General features: G+C 69.6%; 19 protein-coding genes. 12 read left to right on the top strand and 7 right to left on the bottom strand.

The window, feature by feature from the left end:
• Positions 1 to 89: 89 nt before the first annotated feature.
• A complete protein-coding gene (locus tag J7E45_RS09255; RefSeq protein ID WP_215068710.1) occupies positions 90 to 827 on the bottom strand; it encodes an SGNH/GDSL hydrolase family protein in 738 nt (245 codons plus the stop codon).
• 172 nt (positions 828 to 999) lie between these two features.
• On the opposite strand from J7E45_RS09255, the gene wecB reads away from it, so the two are divergent.
• The 6 genes from wecB to J7E45_RS09225 all read left to right on the top strand — a co-directional run bounded on the left by wecB (position 1,000) and on the right by J7E45_RS09225 (position 6,357).
• Complete coding sequence (gene wecB, locus J7E45_RS09250; protein WP_215068708.1) at positions 1,000 to 2,151, top strand: non-hydrolyzing UDP-N-acetylglucosamine 2-epimerase; 1,152 nt, start codon at positions 1,000 to 1,002, stop codon at positions 2,149 to 2,151.
• A gap of 36 nt (positions 2,152 to 2,187) precedes the next feature.
• Entirely contained in the window at positions 2,188 to 3,534 is a 1,347-nt protein-coding gene (locus J7E45_RS09245; RefSeq protein WP_215068706.1) for a glycosyltransferase, read from the top strand.
• On the top strand, positions 3,534 to 4,064 hold the full coding sequence (locus J7E45_RS09240; RefSeq protein WP_215068704.1) for a hypothetical protein: 531 nt from the start codon (positions 3,534 to 3,536) through the stop codon (positions 4,062 to 4,064). Before J7E45_RS09245 ends, J7E45_RS09240 begins: the two co-directional genes overlap by 1 nt.
• A gap of 159 nt (positions 4,065 to 4,223) precedes the next feature.
• The gene (locus J7E45_RS09235; RefSeq protein WP_215068702.1) at positions 4,224 to 5,354 is read left to right on the top strand and encodes an MFS transporter; all 1,131 of its coding nucleotides are present in this window, start codon (positions 4,224 to 4,226) and stop codon (positions 5,352 to 5,354) included.
• Positions 5,355 to 5,391: 37 nt separating this feature from the next.
• Positions 5,392 to 5,919: a cytochrome C5 gene (locus tag J7E45_RS09230; protein ID WP_215068700.1), complete on the top strand. Its 528-nt coding sequence runs from the start codon at positions 5,392 to 5,394 to the stop codon at positions 5,917 to 5,919.
• Between the two features lie 12 nt (positions 5,920 to 5,931).
• The gene (locus tag J7E45_RS09225; protein ID WP_215068698.1) at positions 5,932 to 6,357 is read left to right on the top strand and encodes a hypothetical protein; all 426 of its coding nucleotides are present in this window, start codon (positions 5,932 to 5,934) and stop codon (positions 6,355 to 6,357) included.
• A gap of 10 nt (positions 6,358 to 6,367) precedes the next feature.
• Here the strand turns inward: J7E45_RS09225 and J7E45_RS09220 are convergent, their stop codons facing one another.
• Positions 6,368 to 6,700: a hypothetical protein gene (locus J7E45_RS09220; RefSeq protein ID WP_215068696.1), complete on the bottom strand. Its 333-nt coding sequence runs from the start codon at positions 6,698 to 6,700 to the stop codon at positions 6,368 to 6,370.
• Between the two features lie 316 nt (positions 6,701 to 7,016).
• Between J7E45_RS09220 and J7E45_RS09215 the strand changes: the two genes are divergently transcribed.
• Positions 7,017 to 8,210: an MFS transporter gene (locus tag J7E45_RS09215; RefSeq protein WP_215068694.1), complete on the top strand. Its 1,194-nt coding sequence runs from the start codon at positions 7,017 to 7,019 to the stop codon at positions 8,208 to 8,210.
• Between the two features lie 87 nt (positions 8,211 to 8,297).
• Here J7E45_RS09215 and J7E45_RS09210 read toward each other — a convergent pair whose 3' ends face one another.
• On the bottom strand, positions 8,298 to 9,302 hold the full coding sequence (locus tag J7E45_RS09210; RefSeq protein ID WP_029263176.1) for a magnesium and cobalt transport protein CorA: 1,005 nt from the start codon (positions 9,300 to 9,302) through the stop codon (positions 8,298 to 8,300).
• Between the two features lie 354 nt (positions 9,303 to 9,656).
• Between J7E45_RS09210 and J7E45_RS09205 the strand changes: the two genes are divergently transcribed.
• The 4 genes from J7E45_RS09205 to J7E45_RS09190 are packed head-to-tail and all read left to right on the top strand — an operon-like array spanning position 9,657 to position 14,140.
• Positions 9,657 to 10,223, top strand: coding sequence for a SipW-dependent-type signal peptide-containing protein (locus J7E45_RS09205; RefSeq protein ID WP_215068691.1), 567 nt, complete (start codon positions 9,657 to 9,659; stop codon positions 10,221 to 10,223).
• Positions 10,224 to 10,242: 19 nt separating this feature from the next.
• Positions 10,243 to 10,866, top strand: a complete 624-nt coding sequence (locus tag J7E45_RS09200; protein WP_215068689.1) for a SipW-dependent-type signal peptide-containing protein — start codon at positions 10,243 to 10,245, stop codon at positions 10,864 to 10,866.
• The gene (locus J7E45_RS09195) at positions 10,863 to 12,101 is read left to right on the top strand and encodes a S26 family signal peptidase (RefSeq protein ID WP_215068686.1); all 1,239 of its coding nucleotides are present in this window, start codon (positions 10,863 to 10,865) and stop codon (positions 12,099 to 12,101) included. Before J7E45_RS09200 ends, J7E45_RS09195 begins: the two co-directional genes overlap by 4 nt.
• On the top strand, positions 12,098 to 14,140 hold the full coding sequence (locus tag J7E45_RS09190; protein WP_215068684.1) for a hypothetical protein: 2,043 nt from the start codon (positions 12,098 to 12,100) through the stop codon (positions 14,138 to 14,140). The genes J7E45_RS09195 and J7E45_RS09190 overlap by 4 nt, the downstream gene beginning before the upstream one ends.
• A 27-nt stretch (positions 14,141 to 14,167) precedes the next feature.
• Here J7E45_RS09190 and J7E45_RS09185 read toward each other — a convergent pair whose 3' ends face one another.
• Positions 14,168 to 14,962 carry an SDR family NAD(P)-dependent oxidoreductase gene (locus J7E45_RS09185; RefSeq protein WP_215068682.1) on the bottom strand — a complete coding sequence of 265 codons (795 nt, stop codon included), beginning with the start codon at positions 14,960 to 14,962 and terminating at the stop codon, positions 14,168 to 14,170.
• Positions 14,963 to 15,396: 434 nt separating this feature from the next.
• Between J7E45_RS09185 and J7E45_RS09180 the strand changes: the two genes are divergently transcribed.
• Positions 15,397 to 15,711, top strand: coding sequence for a hypothetical protein (locus tag J7E45_RS09180; protein WP_091027562.1), 315 nt, complete (start codon positions 15,397 to 15,399; stop codon positions 15,709 to 15,711).
• A gap of 27 nt (positions 15,712 to 15,738) precedes the next feature.
• On the opposite strand, the gene J7E45_RS09175 is transcribed toward J7E45_RS09180, so the two are convergent.
• From J7E45_RS09175 to J7E45_RS09165, 3 genes are read right to left on the bottom strand one after another with little or no spacing between them, the layout of a single operon-like run.
• The gene (locus J7E45_RS09175) at positions 15,739 to 16,539 is read right to left on the bottom strand and encodes an amidohydrolase family protein (protein WP_215068679.1); all 801 of its coding nucleotides are present in this window, start codon (positions 16,537 to 16,539) and stop codon (positions 15,739 to 15,741) included.
• The gene (locus J7E45_RS09170; RefSeq protein ID WP_215068677.1) at positions 16,536 to 17,285 is read right to left on the bottom strand and encodes an amidohydrolase family protein; all 750 of its coding nucleotides are present in this window, start codon (positions 17,283 to 17,285) and stop codon (positions 16,536 to 16,538) included. The genes J7E45_RS09175 and J7E45_RS09170 overlap by 4 nt, the downstream gene beginning before the upstream one ends.
• Positions 17,282 to 18,499, bottom strand: coding sequence for an aminotransferase class III-fold pyridoxal phosphate-dependent enzyme (locus tag J7E45_RS09165; protein WP_215068674.1), 1,218 nt, complete (start codon positions 18,497 to 18,499; stop codon positions 17,282 to 17,284). The genes J7E45_RS09170 and J7E45_RS09165 overlap by 4 nt, the downstream gene beginning before the upstream one ends.
• Between the last annotated feature and the right edge of the window lie 28 nt (positions 18,500 to 18,527).

Below are 18,527 nucleotides of genomic sequence, written 5' to 3'. Positions count from 1 at the left end.
GAGTGCGAATGCGCTCAACATAGTGGTGCGCCGAGGTCAGCGTCCAGAGTGCTTTCACCCCGGCAGGGCGACCCGTCGGCGGGGCTTGCTCAGACGTTGACGCGCGCGTTGGCGACGAGGCCTTCGAGCAGAGCGTGCGTGCGTGCCCGAGGGCCTTCGGGGCGGATGCCGAGCACGTTCGCGAGCTCGAGAGCCAGGGCGGCGTGGCCGGTGGCGCTCGGGTGGAACGGATCGTCCATGAGCCCCCAGGGGACTCCGCCCGCGCCGAGCTCGGCGAAGCGGGCGAACTGATCGACGAGGATCACGTCTTCGCTCGCGGCGACTTCGCGCACCGCCTGGGCGAACTCGCCGATCCGCGCGCGCTCCGGGGCGTTGCGGGTGTCGATCGCCGGCGGGGTCTGCAGCACGGGGATCGCCCCGAGCGCGCGCACCCGCGTCACGAAGTCCCGCAGTGATGCGGCGTAGTCCGCCGCCGAGATCACCTCGCGCGGGCCGCCGTCGGAAGCATCGTTCGTGCCGATCATGAGGGTGACCACATCCGGCTTCCAGGATGCGACGCGGCGGTCCCAGTCGTCGAGGAGGTCGACGATGCGGTTGCCGCTGATCGCCGTGTTCAGCACGATGTCCCGCACACGCCCCAGCTCGCCGCGGATCAGCTCGTGCAGGTGCTCCGGGTAGCTGCGCCCACCGTGCGTGTGCACCAGGCCGTGAGTGATCGAGTCGCCCGTGATGATCCAGTTCAGCGGAGCCGGATCGGCCAGTGCGGCGGCGAGGCGGCCGAGGTCGGAGGCGGCGGATGCGGGAGCGGAGGATGCGGCGTTCGACACGGCTCCGAGCTTATCGGCCGGGCGATTCGGCCGATGTATGCCGGAACGTCGATATGTGAAAACGGATTCGATCGAGGGATGCCGTGGAGGAAAGGTACCGTCGTCCGGACCACCGCTCACCACTCATCACATCGGCCACGGGTAACCCACCCGGGGGCCGATCGAGGTACCCATGAACAAGTGCTCCGCACCGTCCGCTCGAGTCGAACTACCGCGCTCGTCGGTGATGATCGTCTTCGGCACCCGCCCCGAGATCGTCAAGCTCGCGCCGCTGGTGCGCAGCCTGGGCGAGGCCGCCTATGTCGTCCACACCGGCCAGCACTACGACCGTGACATGTCGGCGGTGTTCCTGAAGTCCTGCGGAATCACGCGGGTGCACCGCCAGCTCCGTGTCGGCGGACTCCCGCGGGCCGCGCAGATCGGGCGGGGGGCCGAGCAGATCGCGCAAACGATCGCCGAGGTCGAGCCGAGCTACGTCGTCGTGCAGGGAGACACGAACGCGACGATCGCGGCCGCACTCGCCGCCAACGCCTCGGGTGTGCGGCTCGGTCATGTCGAAGCAGGGCTCCGCGCCAATGATCGCCGGATGCCCGAAGAGCACAACCGGATCATGGTCGACCACATCGCCGACGACCTGTTCGCGGCGACCCCGGCGAACCGCGCCAATCTGCTGGCGGAAGGCATCGACGAGGAGCGCATTCTCGTCACCGGGAACCCGGTGGTCGAAGCCGTCCGGACGCAGCGCGCCGCCGCCGGATCCGACGTCGATGAGCTGGAGCGTCTCGGCCTCGAGCCCGACGTGTATGTGCTCGCCACGCTGCATCGGCAGGAGAACGTCGATTCCCCGGACAACCTCCTCGCCACGCTGCACGCCTTCAACGAGATCGCCGCGTCGGGGTGGCCGGTCGTGTTCCCCGTGCACCCGCGGACCCGGGCGATGCTGTCCGCGCTGGATGCCGACCACCTGCTGGATGCGCTGATCGCCGAGGATCCGTACACCTACGAACGGTTCCTCGCTCTCGCGTCGCACGCCGCGGTGCTGGTCTCCGACTCGGGCGGCATCCAGGAGGAGGCGACGGTGCTCGGGCGACCGGTCCTCGTCGTCCGCGACTCGACCGAACGGCCCGAGGCGCTCGGCTCCTTCACCCAGTTGGTCTCCCCGCAGATGCTGGCGCGAGAGACGGCCGCCCTGCTCTCGACGGTGACCCGCACCCTCGCCGACCTCGATACCCTGCCGTCGCCGTTCGGCGACGGCCATGCCACCGAGCGCATCGCGGAGCACATCCGATCCGCCGTCGCCGCCGCCCGCGACGAGAGCGCATGATGCGTCCTCGGCTGTCCGCCGCTGTTCGAGGTCGCGATGCTCGTCGCCGCTAGCGCCATTTCGTTCATCGTCACGCTGACGTTCCTCGTCTACGTCTTCATGATCATCGTTCCCTTCGTGCGCCGCACGCCGGACCCCGATGGTCGCGTGGATGCCTTCGCATGGCACATCTTCGTGCCCTGCCGAGATGAGGAGGTCGTCATCTCACGAACCATTCGGATGCTCCGCTCCACCGTGCCGGAGGCACACGTCTGGGTGATCGACGACGACAGCGACGACCGCACCGCGTCGATCGTCCAGTCGGCCGCCGAAGCAGACGCCTTCGTGCATCTCGTCCAGCGCCGGCGCCCCGAGGCGAGGACCGGCAAAGGGGATGCGCTCAATGCGGCGTACTTCGAACTGAACGCGTTCCTCCCCATCGACACCGACCGCTCGCGCGTCGTCGTGTGCGTCGTCGATGCCGATGGCGAAGTGGCCGAGAACATCCTCCGCAAGGCGGCCTCCCCCCACGCGTTCGGAGATCCCGAAGTCGGGGCGGCGCAGGTCACGGTCTACATGAAGAACCGCGACGACCGGCAACCCGTCCCGGGAGCGGGATGGGCCCGGAACACGTTCGGGCGATTCCTCATCCGGATGCAGGACCTCGAGTTCCGCGGGCCGATCGCCGCGATCCAGTCCCTCCGCGGATGGACCGAGACCGTGGGCCTCGGCGGCAACGGCCAGTTCACGCGCCTCTCGGTTCTGGATGACATCGCCGCGAGGTCCGACAGGCCGTGGCACGGTTCGCTTCTGGAGGACTACGAGCTGGGCATCCACGTGCTGCTGGCCGGGCATAAGAACCGACACCTGCACGACACCTACGTCGCCCAGGAGGCGCTGCACGATTTCCGACGGTTCACGGTCCAACGCACACGCTGGGCGCAGGGAAACATGCAGTGCATCCGCTACATCCCCGAGATCGTGCGATCTCCGATGCTCACGAACGCCGGCATTCTCGAGATCTGCTACTACCTGCTCCTCCCGGTCTTCCAGGTGGTGGCCAGCCTCGCCGCTGTGACCCTGGTCGTCGGAGCGATCGTGGGGGTGGCCTCCGGGGCATTCGCCCTCCCCTGGGGCCTCCTGCCCGTCCTCGCCATCCTCTTCCTTCTCTTCGGCATCGGCCCCTTCTTCATCTGGGGGCCGCTCTACCGTCGGTACAGCGAGCCCGATGCCGGATTCTGGACGGGCATCCTCTGGGGATTCGGGATGTGGGTATACGACTACTACGTCTATCTGACGGGTGCCCGCGCGCTCTACCGGATCGTCCGAGGGCGGAACGGGTGGGCGAAGACCCGCCGCAACGGGGAGATCGATGTGGCCGGTCCGATCGCGAAGGACGCCTGATGCAGCCCACGGCTTCCCCGCCTCTCACCGTTCGCGTCAGGACTGCTCGCCGCTCTTCGCTCTCGATGAAGGTGCGGCTGTTCGCGGGGGTGGGGTTGATCGCCACCGCTGTCGTGCTCGTCTTCCTGGCGCCGCAGGTCGTCTTTCTGGAAACGGAAGTCGCTCGCCTCTGGCTGCCCACGATCACCCCTGGCGCATTCACCGCGGCGGTCGAGTCCCCGGTGGCTTTCCTCGCTGCGCCGCTGTGGGGGCTGGGGGGTGTGATCCTGGCTGCGACACGCGTCAGCGGGCTGCGGGTGTGCATGTCGGTGGTCCTCTCCACGGTGCTGATCCTGGTGACGAATCAGGTGCGGCTCGGCGCCATCGGGTGGGGAGCGGTGACGGCGGGATCCTCGGAGGGTTACGAGGTCGCCCTGCGTCTGGGCGGGTCCGTGCTGAGCGTCCTCGGGTTCAGCGCCGCCTACCTGGTCTTCGTGATCGTGATCGCCGACCTGCCCCTGTTCGGCCGGAGGCGGACGCCGACCGGCTGATCCTCGTCGGATACGCTGGGCGGGTGAGCCCTGAGTCGGATAGACGCTAGATCGCGGGTGTGAGCGCACGTCGTGTGCTCCCCGCATCCTCGTCGACCTCACTCACCCGCCGCTCGGCGCGCCTCGGAGCGCGCGGGGCTCTGCGCGTCTGGATGCTCCATGCCGTTCCTCATCCCCGTCCTCGCTCTGGCGATCTTCGCCCAGGGCACCAGCGAGTTCATGCTCGCCGGTCTTCTGCTCCCCCTGTCTGCCGATCTCGGTGTCGACCCCTCGACCGCCGCCCTGCTGACCTCCGCGTTCGCGGTGGGCATGGTGGTGGGTGCGCCGCTGATGGCGGTGTTCGCCAGCCGCTGGCGTCCGCGGCAGACCCTCGTGCTGCTCCTCGTGATCTTCATCGCTGCGCACGTGGTCGGTGCGCTCGCGCCGTCGTTCTCCCTGCTGCTCGTCGCGCGGGTGCTCGCCGCGCTGGCGAACGCCGGATTCCTGGCGATCGCGCTGGCCACCGTGCGTGGCATCGTCGCGCCGGCGCAGACGACCAGGGCTGTCGCCGTCCTGCTCGCGGGCACGACGCTCGCGACGATCGTGGGCGTCCCTGCCGGCGCGATGCTCGCGAACGCCTTCGGATGGCGCTCGACCTTCTGGGCGGTGGTGCTGCTCTGTCTCCCTGCCGTCGTCGCGCTGCTCCTCGACCGCACGCTCGGCGCCGTTCCGCGCTCGCCGCGGATCAACGTGCGCGCGGAGGTCGCCGAGCTGCGCCGTCGTCCGGTGCTCGTCGCCGTGGTGCTCGCGGTGCTCGTGAACGCCGCGACCTTCGGGGTGTTCACGTTCCTCGCCGTCATCGGCGCGGATGCCGGGGTCGGGGCATCCTGGATCCCCCTGCTCCTCGCCGTGTTCGGGGTCGGGGCCTTCCTCGGGGTGGCGGCCACCGGTCGATGGGGTGCCCGCTGGGCGCGCACATGGATCGTGGTCGGTGCCGCGGCCACGACCGTCGTCTGGGTGGTCTTCGGCCTCGCCTCCGCGTCGGTGCCGGCCGTGTTCCTCGGGGGGCTGATCGGCGGACTGCTGTCGTTCGCTGTCGGCTCGGCGCTGATAGCGCGCATCGTCGGCCAGGCCGAGGGTGCTCCGGTTCTGGGCGGCGCGTATGCCACGGCGGCGTTGAACCTCGGCGCCGCCGGCGGGCCCGTGCTCGCCGGGATCGGGTACTCGAGCGTGGGTGCGCCGGGCGTGCTGTTCGTCGCGGCGGGGATCACCGCCGTCAGCGTGGTGCTGACGCCGCTGCTGCGACGATGATCGCCCCGTGACGCGATGGATGCGAAAGACTGGAGGCATGACTTCGCCTGTGCTCGACTCACTCCTCGCCCGCATCGTCGAGAGCGGGCTGCTCGAAGACCCGATCGCCGAGAACGGTCTCGTCTACGGGCGTGCGAGCATCGACGCGGCCGGCACCGTGGTGAACGTGAACGTCGACCCGGAACTGGACGAGCATGGCGAAGACGTCGATCACGACGCGCTGATCGCGGCGGTGTCGCGCATCCTCTCGGTCGGGGAGACCCGGTGGCGTGCTGTGGTCGACGAGGTCGCCACCGACATCGATGACGCCGTCGACGACGAGCCCGTCATCGAGCAGATCGACCTGCGCGACGATCTCGAGGCGACGTCGGTCGTCGTCTTCGCCGATGCCGCCCTGCTCGCGTTCGTCGCGCCGAAGCAGTTCCCGGAGTCGCGGATCCTCGTGCAGCTCGACGAGGAGCTCGAGGTCGAGGGCGTCGAGGTGCGCGAGATCGACGGCACCGCCACCGTCGATCTCGATACCCTCGACGACCTGCTCGACGAGATCAGCCGCGCCGACGACTGACCGCTCGATCGCATGGAAGACATCGCCGCTTCTCGCTCGGCCTCACCGGCCGTATCTCGCGGGCCGGGACGCGGGAGCATCCTGCTGTCCGCGATCGGCGCGACGGCGTCGGGTGTCGTGGTGACCTGGTGGATCACGGTGGCGCAGCGGGTGCCCGTGCAGTCCGATGCCGACCTCTCGTCCGTGCCGTTCGGCTTTCCTCTGCCCTGGATCACGCAGGACCACTCGTCGAACCCCTTCACGGCGTATCCGGCCGACGTCGCCCTGCGGCTCACCGGTCGCACCGGCATCCCCTATCCGACCACCTACGAGTGGCTGCCGTTCATCGGTGATGCGTTGATCTGGGGCGCGGTGTTCTGGGTGCTCGGGATGGTCATGCTTCCGGCCGTGGTCCGAACGATGCGTGCGAGGTCGGGCCCCGACCGTCCACGCTCTTGATGGCGGGCGACTATCCGAGGTTCAGCGCGCCGTTCATCACGAGATTCGTGATGAGGAGGGCGATCAGTGTGATCGTGATGCCCGCTGCCGGGAGAAGCCAGGCCAAACGGAGTCGAGATCTCGTGAAGAAGTACACGCCTGTGGTGACGATGAAGACGATCAGGTCGGTCATCCAGAATCCGCGGGTTACGGCCTCGAGCGTCGGGTAGTCGCAGCGACCGGAGCAGCCCGCGATCTCGAGGGTCCGCGCCAGAACGACCAGCGCAGACACGACCGCCACGAAGAGACTCACCCACGCCAGGTTGTCACCGATCTGCGGTTGCGCGCTGCGCTGGTCGTTCATTTTGCTCCTGTGCCTCGGCTTGCGAGGTCAGCGTGTACTGAATCCAGCCCGCGACCGAGTTGCATTCTGCGCGTACGAGTCGTGGATAGCGTAGTTGCCGACTGCCGGATTCGATTGGTAGAAGAAGTCGCCGCGCTGCTGAGCGCGCGCAGATCGCCCTGAGACATTAGTATTATGTTACCCACTGCGCATAGTGGGTCATGGGGGCGGATAGCGCGCACATGCCGATCTGCGACGCACGTGGAATACGCTCTATGCCTTCACTTTTCGAATGACGACGAGGACGCGAAACAGGCGCCCGGCGAATCGGTGGGCAGTGTTCACGGTGGGCATCGTCTCGCAGGTCGTCTTCAGTGCGACTTTTCTGGGGCTACCCGCCGCATCTGTTCTCGTACAGGATTCCCTTGACCTCTCAACGGCCGGATTGGCGCTTGTGCTCGGCGGTGCGAGCATCGCCGTGGTTCTCTCCGAATTCCCCTGGGGCGTGGCCGCCGACAGGTTCGGCGAGCGCCGCGTCCTTTTGATCGGGGTGGTCGGTTCCGCGACCGTGCTGGCGGTCATTGCTGTGATTGCTTCTTTGACGCGACCTTCTGCGTGGGGGCTGGCAGGGCTGCTGTTCTTGGCTGCAGGGATGGGCGGGGCCGTCACCGGGCCGAGCGGTAGTGCGCTACTCGGGTGGTTCCCGGCGCACCGGCACGGCACGCTTCTCTCGCTGCGGGTCGCCGCTGTGCCGGCCGGCGGCGCAGTGGGAACCCTCGCCTACTCGTGGCTACTGGGCCAGAGCGGCGTTGGGCTCACGTTCGCTGCATTCGCCGGCGCATGTGCTCTGTGCGCTGTTCTCGTCTGGGTGTTCGTGTTCGACCCCCCGACGGTTGCACTGACGGGCGGCGCCTCCGTGTCGAGATCGGCTCGACCGGCGCTGCGGAGGATCGGTGTGTGGCGCGTGGCTGCTAGTGGATTGCTTCTCGACGTCTCGCAGTTCTTTGTGCTGACGTTCGCTGCGGCGATCCTCGCCGATCAACACGGGTATCCCCCGATCGCCGGAGTGGCAGCTGTCGCCGCGATGCAGCTCGTCGGCGGCGCGCTACGAGTCGTCGCGGGGATCGGTACCGACTTCGTCCAGTGGATGAGTCGAACGACAGTGGTTCGCACCATGGCGGTGGTGCAGGCAGGCTGCCTTGTCGTCGTTGCGTGCGGCCAGAGTGTCCCGCTTTACGTATCGCTGAGCGCGATGATCCTTGCCGGCGTCGCCAGCTGTGCCTGGCAGGGCGCACACTTCGCGCAGATTGCCACCATCGCCGGCCCGGGGCAAGCCGGGACAGCGCTGGGCCTCAACAACACCGCCACTTCACTCGGAGCCTTCATCCCTCAGGTCGGAGCAGGCGCACTCGCCCTCGTCGTCGGCTGGGGGAGCGCGACCATATTCTTGGGGGTCATCCCGGCCGCGCTGGCTGTCTTCCTCTTTCCCCGAGCGTCGGTCGACCCGCAGTCGGGCGGGCCTACCGGTTGAGCACGACCTCGTGCAGCGCGCCGTCGGGCGGAAGAATGCGCCTGGATCCTCCGCCCGACGGCGAGTTCTCCGCCCATCGCGGTGGCGCTACAGCCACTTCTTGTAGCGGAAGACCCCGTAGAGCGCGACGGCGAACGCGGCCATCGCACCGATCGCCATCGGATACCCGAAGGCCCAGTGCAGCTCGGGCATCACGTCGAAGTTCATGCCGTACACCGTGCCGACCAGCGTCGGCGCGAAGATGATCGCCGCCCAGGAGGAGATCTTCTTGATCTCGTCGTTCTGCGCCAGCCCGGCCTCGGTCTGGCGGCGGGCGACGAGCGCGGAGTGCACGGTCAGCGCGTTCTCGAGGATCGCCCGGAACGAGTCGACGCGCTCGTTGACGCGGATCGTGTGGTCGAGCACATCGCGCAGCGACCGCTGCAACTCTTCGTCGATGCGGTACTTCTCCGACCCGCGACGCAGCCACTCCAGCATCCCGCTCAGGGGATGCACGGCCCGCTGGAAGTTGATGACCTCGCGGGAGAGCTCGTAGATGCGCCGGGAGAGCGCGCTGTCGTCGTCGCCGTCGCCGAAGAGCTCGTCCTCGATCTCGTCGATGTCGTTCAGGAGCCCTGCCACGATCGGCTCGTACCCGTCGACGACCTCATCGAGGATCGCGTACAGCACCGCCTCGGGGCCCATCGCGAGCAGCTCGGGGTTGGCCTCCATGCGCATACGCACGGCAGCGAGGTTCGGGGACTCGGCATGGCGGATCGTCACCACGAAGTCGGGGCCGACGAACAGGTGCAGCTCGCCGAACTCGATCGACTCCTCCTTGTCGCGGTAGCGGGCAGGCCGCAGCACCGCGAACAGGGTGTCGCCGTAGCGCTCCACCTTCGAGCGCTGGTGCCCCGAGAGTGCATCCTCGACGGCGAGCGGATGCAGGTCGAATTCGCGAGCGACGGATGCGACCTCTTCCGGGCTGGGTCGATAGAGGCCGATCCAGGCGATGCCGCCGGCGGCATCCAGCATCCGGTAGGTCTCGTCCAGGTTCTTCGGGGTCTCCACGCGACGTCCGTGGACGTACACGCCGTTGTCGATGAGCGCCATGATGCGGCTCCGTTCTCGCAGGTGCACGGCAGCAGAGAGCTCCGTGCGCGGATTCGTCAGGGGGCGGATGACGCCGCCGACGGCTGCGGGAAGGACGTGCGAGAGCGGACCCGAAGGTCAACGCATGAACGCAGGGAGTCGCGACGCAGCGAGGGCGGCGTCGTAACTATCACCGGACATCGCCATCACCGCCTTTCGGGACTCTGCGGGTCGAACGACCCAACGGGTCAGCATACCCCCGTCGCCTGGGAAGAGCCGCCCGCGGCGGGTCTCGAGAGCGGCGAACATAGGCTTTTGCTGGATGAATCCTATGTATATGCTGCACGCGGGGGAGCAGGATGACCAGGAGGAATCATGGTACGAACTGTTCTGGAGGGGCCCGAGCGCGCTGCTCTGACCCGGAGAAAGATCTACGCCGTCCTCGCCGGTGGGCTCGTCGTCGGCGTGGGATCCGCGCTGACACTCGCCGCGTGGAATGACTCGGAGTTCGCGACGAGCGACTTCGCCGCAGGGACGTTCGAGTTCCAGGGATCGACCGATGGGGCGGCCTGGGCCGACCACGCCGTCGAGGGCGACGCGGCGGTGCTGACGTTCAGCACCGGCTTCGACAATCTCGCGCCGGACGACGTCGTGTACGCGCCCTTCGCGCTGCAACTGACCGCGGCCAGCACGTCTCCCGCGGGACTCACCGCCGTCGCGCCCGTCGTGACGGGAGACCTCGCCGGTCAGCTGACGTTCGGCGCGGTGTCCACGACGACCTTCGGATGCGACGCGACCGCGTTCGCCGGGGGGACCGCCGTGCCCGCCACCATGGATCCGGGCGACATCGTCTACCTGTGCCTGCAGGTCACCGCCGGTGCGACGATCGCCCAGGGCGACACCGGCACCGCGGTCTGGCAGTGGGACGCCGTCTCGCAGTAGTCACCTCGGCACGGCCATCGTGGTTCGACAGGCGCGGGTTCGCGGCCTGAAGACGTTCACGCGTGTTCAGGCGCTGCTCGCGTGCGCCCTCCTGCTCGGAGTGGGCGCAGCCGGGAGCCTCGCCTCCTGGTCGGACAGCGAGCTGGCGGGCTCGCCGTTCACGGCGGGAAGTTTCGCCCTCGCATCGCGGACGGATGCCGGGGCCTTCGCCGCGCACCCCGAAGACGCCGCCGCCGCCCTCAGCTGGACGCTCTCCCCGCTCTTCCCCGGGGAGAGCGCGGCCGCATGGGTGCAGGTCCAGGCGACCGGATCGGTGGAGGGGGACGTGCTCCTCAGCGGGGTGTCGCTCTCGGTCGAGCCCGCGGCTGGCAGTCCGGAGGAGGCGCTCCGGGATGCGCTCCTGGTGCGGGCATCGGTCACGTCGTCGACCGATCCCACTCCGCCCGAATGCACCGCGAGCACGCCGGGGGTCGAGGTGACGGGGCTCACGCAGGTCCCGGTGCTCCCCGCGCAGCAGATCGAACCGGCCGGCGCCTCCACCGTGACGTACTGCATCGTCCTGACGCTCCCGGCCGATGCGCCGGCGGCCGCGCAGGGCGCACAGCTCACGCCCACCTGGGTCGTCACGGGGAGCACGGGATGACGGCCTTCTCGCGCGGTGCTGCACGGACGGGCCGCCTCGTCCGTGACATCCTGCTGGCCGCGGCGGCCGTCGGCGGAGCGGTCTGCCTCGTGTTCGCCCTGCTCGCCTTCACGGGCGGGTACTCGCTGATGATGTTCAAGACCGGGTCGATGTCTCCCACGATCCCGGCGGGTTCGGTCGCACTGGTCCAGCGGATTCCCGCGTCCGAGATCGTCGTCGGCGACGTCGTCACGGTCGACCGGGCAGGGACGCTGCCGATCACGCACCGGGTCACGAGCGTCGGCGAGGGGAGCGTCGCCGCAGAACGCGTGATCACGATGCGCGGAGATGCCAACGTCGTCGATGATCCGATGCCGTACACGCTCGCCGAGGCACGGATCGTGCGCGGTTCGGTGCCGTATCTCGCACCGGTGATCGCCCAGTTCGGCAACCCCTGGGTGCTCGGATCGCTCACCCTCGCCACCGCGTTCCTCGTCGGCTGGGCCTTCTGGCCGAGGCGGCCGCGGACTGACGACGCAGAAGCCCCGCCCCCGGAGCCTGCCGACGCGGTGGACCCGCCCGGCGACGGGGAGAGCGCGGGCCGCACGGCGTCGGGAGCCCGTGTGCTGGCGGCGCTCTTCGTGCTCGCGGTCTGCGCGTCGAGCGCGACTCTCGCTCCGGCCCCGGCATCCGCGGCGACCGGTTCGGACTACCTCAGCGTGCGCTCCGACCTCGCCGGTGCCGGCGTGCAGGCGCTCGATCCGCTGGTCCCGCTGCGCTGGCACCTCGAGGTGGATGCGTCGGCGGCCCCGGCTGACGGCGACCTCGCCATCGCCATCTCGTCGGTGGGCGACCCGGCGTTCGGACTGCGGGCCGAGGTCCGCGCCTGTGGGCAGCCGTGGCTCGCCGACGGTACCTGCTCGTCGGGTGAACGGCTGCTGCGTCCGGAGGGTCCGCTGCCGGTGGACGGCGTCTGGCAGGACCTGCTCTCCGCCGCGACGCCCGCCGTCGCGTATGTGCAGGTGGCTCTCACGGCGCAGCCGCAGTCTCCCGAGGCGGGCGCGGCGGGGGCCTCGGTCACGGTGCGGGCCACTGCGGCGGGTGACACCGTCGACACCGGGATCGATGGCGAATCGGAGCTGCCCCCGACCGGTGGCTCCGGTCTGGCGCTGCTCGCCGCACCCGCCGCGGTGCTGGTCGGCATCGGCATCGCGCTCCTCGCCCGCCGGCGCCCGAGCCCGAGGGGGCGGCGATGAGGGCGCTCCGCAGGCTCCTCCTGTTGCTGACGGCCGCCTGCCTCGCCGCGATGACCCTCACCGCGTCACCGGCCGGTGTGCGTGGCGATGCGCTGCTCGGCATCACGGAAGCGGCGTGGGTCGACGCGCAGTACGCGCGCGGTCCCGTCGCGGCGGGAACCTTGGACGTCCCCACCATCACCGCCTGCACGACGCTGAACGAGGGAACGAACGGCGCGATGAGCGGCGTCACGCTGACGTGGACCTCGGTGCTCGACGACCCAGCGCGGATGCTGCTCGCCTTCTCGGTGACCGCGGGAACCGTCTTCGAAGCGCCGACCGATCGCATCGTGGTGACCGGGCCGGCAGCCGGCCTCTACACGTTCACCTTCACCGCGACGGCGTCGGAACTCGAAGCCGCGCTGGGGCCGCTCGCGGGCGCGAGCGTGGGGGCGGCGGTGTCCACGCGTGCCGGGACGGAATGGCGATCGGATGTCGCGACGCGAACCGTCTCGGTCGGGACACTCAGCGGAGGGCTCGGCTCGGCGACCTGCGACCTGGGTCACACCCTCACACTGACCGGGTTGACCGCGGCGACGCTGCCGATCTCCCGCGTGGTCCCCGTCGGCACCTCCGCGACGTCGTCGCTGCCGCCGGCGCTGCAGGACCGCCGACGCACGCCGGTGTACACGGTCACCGTCCGCGACATCACCACCAACGCGGTCGTCCCGAACGCCGAGGTGACGATCGTGCTCCCGGATGGCCTGGCGTTCGAATCGGGCACGTTCGCCGACCTCGGGGAAGGCACATTCACCACCAGCGCGACCGGAACCGTCGACTTCCGCGTCGTGGCCAACCGCTCGGAGCCCGCGCAGGGGCCGGTGCGCGTCGAGTCCCCTCGCGCCTTCACGATCCTCTCCGGTCAGCCCGTCACCTCGGTGCCGCTGGTGTCCTGGGGATATTCGGGACAGGGGCAGACCGGCTCCGACAACCTCACCGGTGCCCGGACCAGCGCCGTTCCGCTCTGGGACAACCTCACCATCACGGGTGCCACGGCCGTCGGCTCCAGCTATTCCACGCTGCTCTACGCCGATCAGAACGGCGACCTGTGGGGGCGGGGCTACAACGCGTCCGGCATCATCGGCGACGGCACCGCCACGAATCGCACGAGCGTCGTCGCCGCGCTCACCGCCCCCGGTGTGCAGCTCGGGAACATCACGCACATCGGCACCGGCACCGAGCAGCTCTCCTCTGTCGCGGTCGACTCCGCGGGAGGTGTGTGGGCGACCGGTGACAACGAGCTGAGCGGTTTCGGCACGGCCTACACGAACACCCGCTACTGGCAGCGCGTGAGCAACAACTACACGATGCCCGCGGGCGCACTCACCGCCGAGGTCAATCCCTTCGGCGCCGTCTTCATGGTGCTCGACAACGGGCAGGCGATGGTCGCGGGCGCCGACAGCTACGGGTACTCCGCGCAGGGCGCCGCCGTCGGTGCAGCGGCTGGATCGGCGGGGCTGCTCATGCTCACCGGTCCGGGTGCGCCCATCACGGGCGTCGCCTCCGGAGGCATCGGCTGGCAGTCGTCGGCCGTGGTCACCGACGACGGTCGACTGTTCACGGCGGGCACGTCGGCTTACGGCGGCAGTGGCACCTTCTATCTCACGCAGAAGGCGCTCCCTGCCGGGAAGACCGCCGCGAAGGTCGTCGTCGGACAGTACCGGATGCTGGTGATCATGACCGATGGGTCGGTCTACGCCCTCGGCGCCAACACCAGCAGCGCCCAGGGCACCGGCAGCTCAGCCGCCCCGGGTGCCACCCTCACCGCGGTCGCGATGCCGGCGGGCACGGTCGTCACCGATGTCGCGATGGGCAACGACTCGACGGTGTTCCTGCTCGAGTCGGGCGAGGTCTACTTCGCCGGGCTGAACGACACCGGCGGGGCGGGGGCGGGTACCACCACCGGCACCTTCAGCACGCCGGTGCGCGTGCCCCTCGCCCACACGGCCACGAAGGTCATGGCGTCCTGGTACGACAGCTTCCTCGCCGTGCTCGGGTGACGGCCGGGCGGGCAAGCACCCGCCGTCTCAGGGGACGATCGAGTCGATGTAGCCGCCGTCGACCCGAACAGCCGCGCCGGTCGTCGCCGAGGCGAATGGGGAGGCCAGGTAGACGACCATGTTGGCGATCTCCTCGGGCTCGATGAGTCGCTGCAGCAGCGACTGCGGGCGATGCAGCCGCATGAACTCGCGCTGCGCCTCGTCCCACGGCAGCTTCGGGTCGACGAGCTCGTACACGAAGTCCTCGACGCCGCCGGTGTGGGTCGGACCCGCGAGAACCGAGTTGACGGTCACCCCCGTGCCCGCGGCCTCCTTCGCGAATCCGCGGGACACCGCGAGAAGGGCCGTCTTCGACATGCCGTAGTGGATCATCTCGGCGGGGATCACCACGGCCGAGTCGCTGGCGATGTCGAGCACCCGGCCCCAGCCGCGCGAGGTCATGCCGGGGAGCGTGGCGCGGATGAGGCGCACGGCTGCCAGCACGTTCACGTCGAAGTAGCGGCGCCACTCGTCGTCGGTGATGTCGAGTGCGGGCGTCGCGCCGAAGATCCCCAGGTTGTTGACGAGGATGTCGACGTCGCCGGTCGCGTCCAGCACCGCATCCGCTCCGGCCTGATCGGTGACATCGCCCGCGGCGGCGACGAGATCGCGATCTGGGTTCTCGGCCTGCATCTCGGCGATGACGGAGGCGACCGTGTCGGGCTTGCGGCCGTTGACCGCCACGCGGGCGCCCGCGTCGGCCAGCGCCGCGGCGATCGCCCGCCCGATGCCCTGCGTGGAGCCGGTGACGAGTGCGGTCCTGCCCGCGAGATCGATGCGCATGGTGGTTCCCTCCGTGACGGATGCTGCCTGCTGATGCAACGGTAGTCGCGTCGATTCCATGCCCGTGGGGTCGGAGTGATCCGGCGAGATTGTGGACGAAGGTAAAACGTTAGCTGGTCGAATGTCATATAGAGTGGACTCATCGTTGTTCGAGAACGGCACTGGGGAGTGGCCGGCTCGGACGAGACGCGGATCTCGATCCACTCGAGACCACCGCGACTGGCCGCGGCGAAAGCCGCCTGTTCTCGGTGCGCCTCCCCCTCCCGCACCGGGCTGCGCCCCCCGACGTGGGCCTGTGAGGGTCCACGCCGGGGGGACGTGCGAACGCGGGGGCACCGCCCCCCGCGTTCGCCTCGCTTCGTTGAGCGTCGAGGGAGCAACGTGTAACATTTCACAGGACGGGGATGGGTGCGGTAACGGATTGCGGGGGCTTCATGGACGACGATGCGGATCGGACAGAGCAGCTGCGGGTCCGACTGCGATGGCTCGCCGGATGCTCCGCGGTCGCGATCATGCTGATCGCCGGGTGGTTCGCGTACGGCGCCATCGTTCGGTCGCCCGAGATGATGACGGTCGCAGCGGGCGGCTTCGCGGCCGTCGTGACCGGATGGAGCAGCCTGCACGCTTCCCTCACGACACGACTCGACCTGATCGCCGCGCAGGCGGACTTCGTCATCGACGCACCCGGCCTGTTCTCCGGGTCGCGCGACGACAGTCGTCCCGACATCAAGAGCTTCCCCATCGGCTGACCACCGCGCACCGGGTGGCGCGCGGCGTCAGGCGAGCAGGGCGGCGGCGTTGCCGGACGTGATCGCCCGCAGGGCGTGGTCGGGGAGCGTGGAGGCTGCGAGCTGCAGCGCCGTGGCCTCCGGGGTCTGCACGGGGAAACCGCTGCCGAACACCCAGCGCTCCGGGTCGACGCCGAGACCGTCGGCGACAGCGGTGGGGCCGTTCACATGCCAGAGGTCGAGCCGCAGCCACTCGGGCGCGGCGTCGCCGAGATGCCGCTTCAGCTCGATCCCATCCGCGCGGTTGAGGCCGCTCAGCAGCAGCGGAGCAGCCGGACTCTCGCGCACGAGGTCGGCGATCCGGTGCATTTCGAGGTCGACGGCGGGGGAGAGCGGATGCCGAACCCTGGCGTCGTCGAGCCGGGCGATCAGCTGTACGGGGAGCCCGCGGTCGGCGCACGCGTCGAGCACGGGGCGTACGGCAGAGACCTCGTACCGGTGGAAGCCCGGGGCGACGCGCACGCCGCGGGCGCCGGCGGTCACGGCATCGTCGAGCTCCTCGCGCCAGGTCGGGTCGCGCGGATCGATCGTCGCGAACACGCGGAAGAGCGGGTCATCGGCACACGCGGCGAGCACGGCCTCGTTGCCGGTGCGGGTGTCGAAGCCGAACAGGGACGCCAGGTGCGAGACCCAGACCGAGCGCAGGCCGAGGCGTTCGGCGTGAGCGCGCAAAGCATCGGCATCCGCGGCGGCGGAGAGCCGGTACGGCCACTGTCCGAAGAAGCACGTGGTGTCGGTCGCACCGAGGTCGGCGAATGCGCGGAGCATCGCGTGCCCCTGGGCGGTCATGCCGCCACCTCCGCAAGCCAGCGGGCGACCGTGCCGCCGAACACCCGCTCCTCGGCATCGGGGTCGAGCCCTGCGCCGAGCACCTTGCCGACGTTGGCCGCGAGGTCGATGTGGGGCAGGTCGGATCCGAACACCACCCGGTCGCGGCCGAGGCGCTCCACGGCGAGTGCCACTTCTCCGGCGCCGATGATCGTGCCCGAGGTGTCGACGGCCACGTTCGGCACGGAGCCGACCGCGTTCACGGCCGACTCAGGCTGGCCGCCGAGGTGCGCCATCAGGAAGCGCACGTCGGGATGACGGCGGGCTGCGGCGGCGATGTGGTCGGCCGTCGACTCGTAGGGGAACTGCCCGACGGTCTTGCGCCACGCATGCGCGAGCACGATCAACCGGTGCTCGGCGGCGTACTCGAGGATCGGATCGCTCAGTGGATCGTCGGCAAGAGTCGCGATCCAGAGCTTGATGCCGATCATCCCGCGGTCCTCGACGTTGCGGCGCAGATCGTCGAGACTGTCGCGGCCGAAGCGCGGATTGACGTAGCAGTAGCCGCGCAGGCGGTCGGGGTATCGGCGCAGCTCGCCGGCCAGCACGTCGTTCATCTCCCGCACTTCATCGAGGCTCGGGTGGGCCTGGAAGCTTCCGAGGTTGCTGCACAGGAACAGCTCGATGCCCAGGCGGTCACCGGCCTCGAAGACCGCGGGGTCGAACCGCCCCTCGTCGAGGTGTGTGTGTGCGTCGATGCCGGTCATGTCGTCGCCTCATGCACGGCGACCGCGGCGCGTTGCAGCGTCTCGTCGATGTCTGCGTCGGTGTGCGCGGCGTTGACGTAGACAACCCGATAGAAGGAGAGTCCGTGGCGGAACGCCGCCCGCAGGAAGGCCTGGATCTCGGCATCGGCGCCGACGAATTGCGGGCACGCCGGGTGTCCCACGAGCCGGATGCCGGAGCCGGTCTCGGCGAACACCGCGTTCAGGCCGTTCTGTAGTCGCGTGCCGGAGGCGAGCAGCCGCGCGATCACGTCTCGGTCGCGGATGGCGGTCATGGTCGCGGTGGCTGCCGCGAGCGACAGCGTCTCGCCGCCGTAGGTCGACGTGACGACCACCTTGCCGCGGTCGAGCACGCCGAGCACCTCCCGGCGTCCGCAGTAGACGGCGAGGGGCATCCCGTTCGCGATGCCCTTGCCGAAGACCGACAGGTCGGGGAGGACTCCGGTCGCCTCGGCCATGCCGCCGATCGCCACCCGGAAGCCGGTGACCATCTCGTCGTAGGCCAGCAGCGCGCCGTGTCGGTCGGCGAGGTCGCGCAGGTAGCGGTAGAAGCCGGCCGCCTCGGGAATGGCCGGGTAGTCGGCGGCGACGACGATGACCGCGATCTCCGAACCGCGGGTCAGGAACAGCCGGTCGAGGGTCGCGCGGTCTTCCCAGTCGACCGCGTGGTGCAGCGCGGCGAGGGCGGCCGGAACGCCGGGCACGGCATCCGTCGTCGCCCCGGGCAGCACCCGCGCGCCCGCCGCGAGCGAGTTGAGCCAGCCGTTGTAGCCGATCTGCACGACCCGGTCGCGACCGGTGTGTGCGCGGGCGATGCGGATCACGGCTGCCAGCGCCTCGCCGCCGGTCTTCAGGAAGCGCGCGGCCTCGGCACCGGGCACGAGGGAGCAAAACAGCTCAGCGGTGGTCGTCTCGAGCGGATGCGGGTGGCCGAACAGGATGCCCTCGTCGAGCTGGGCGCGGATCGCGGCGTCGACGGTCGGATCCGCATAGCCCAGGGTCACGGGTCCGAGCGCGCAGCGGTAGTCGATGAACTCACGGCCCCGGTCGTCCCACACCCGGCATCCGTGCCCGCGGACGATGACCTCGGGCTCCTCCGGCAGCAGCGTCGGCGCCTTGGAGTTGGTGCTCGACCCGACCGGCATCACGGCCAGCGCGCGCTGTCGCCATCCGGTGGTGCTGTGCGCGGTGTGCATGCTGGCCTCTCTGCCGTGCGGATCCTGC

It is taken from the genome of Microbacterium sp. ISL-59, from assembly GCF_018613945.1.
In the GTDB taxonomy this organism is placed as follows: domain Bacteria; phylum Actinomycetota; class Actinomycetes; order Actinomycetales; family Microbacteriaceae; genus Microbacterium; species Microbacterium oxydans_B.
Note: the sequence above shows the minus strand (reverse complement) of the source record. Positions and strands in the feature narration are given on the sequence as shown.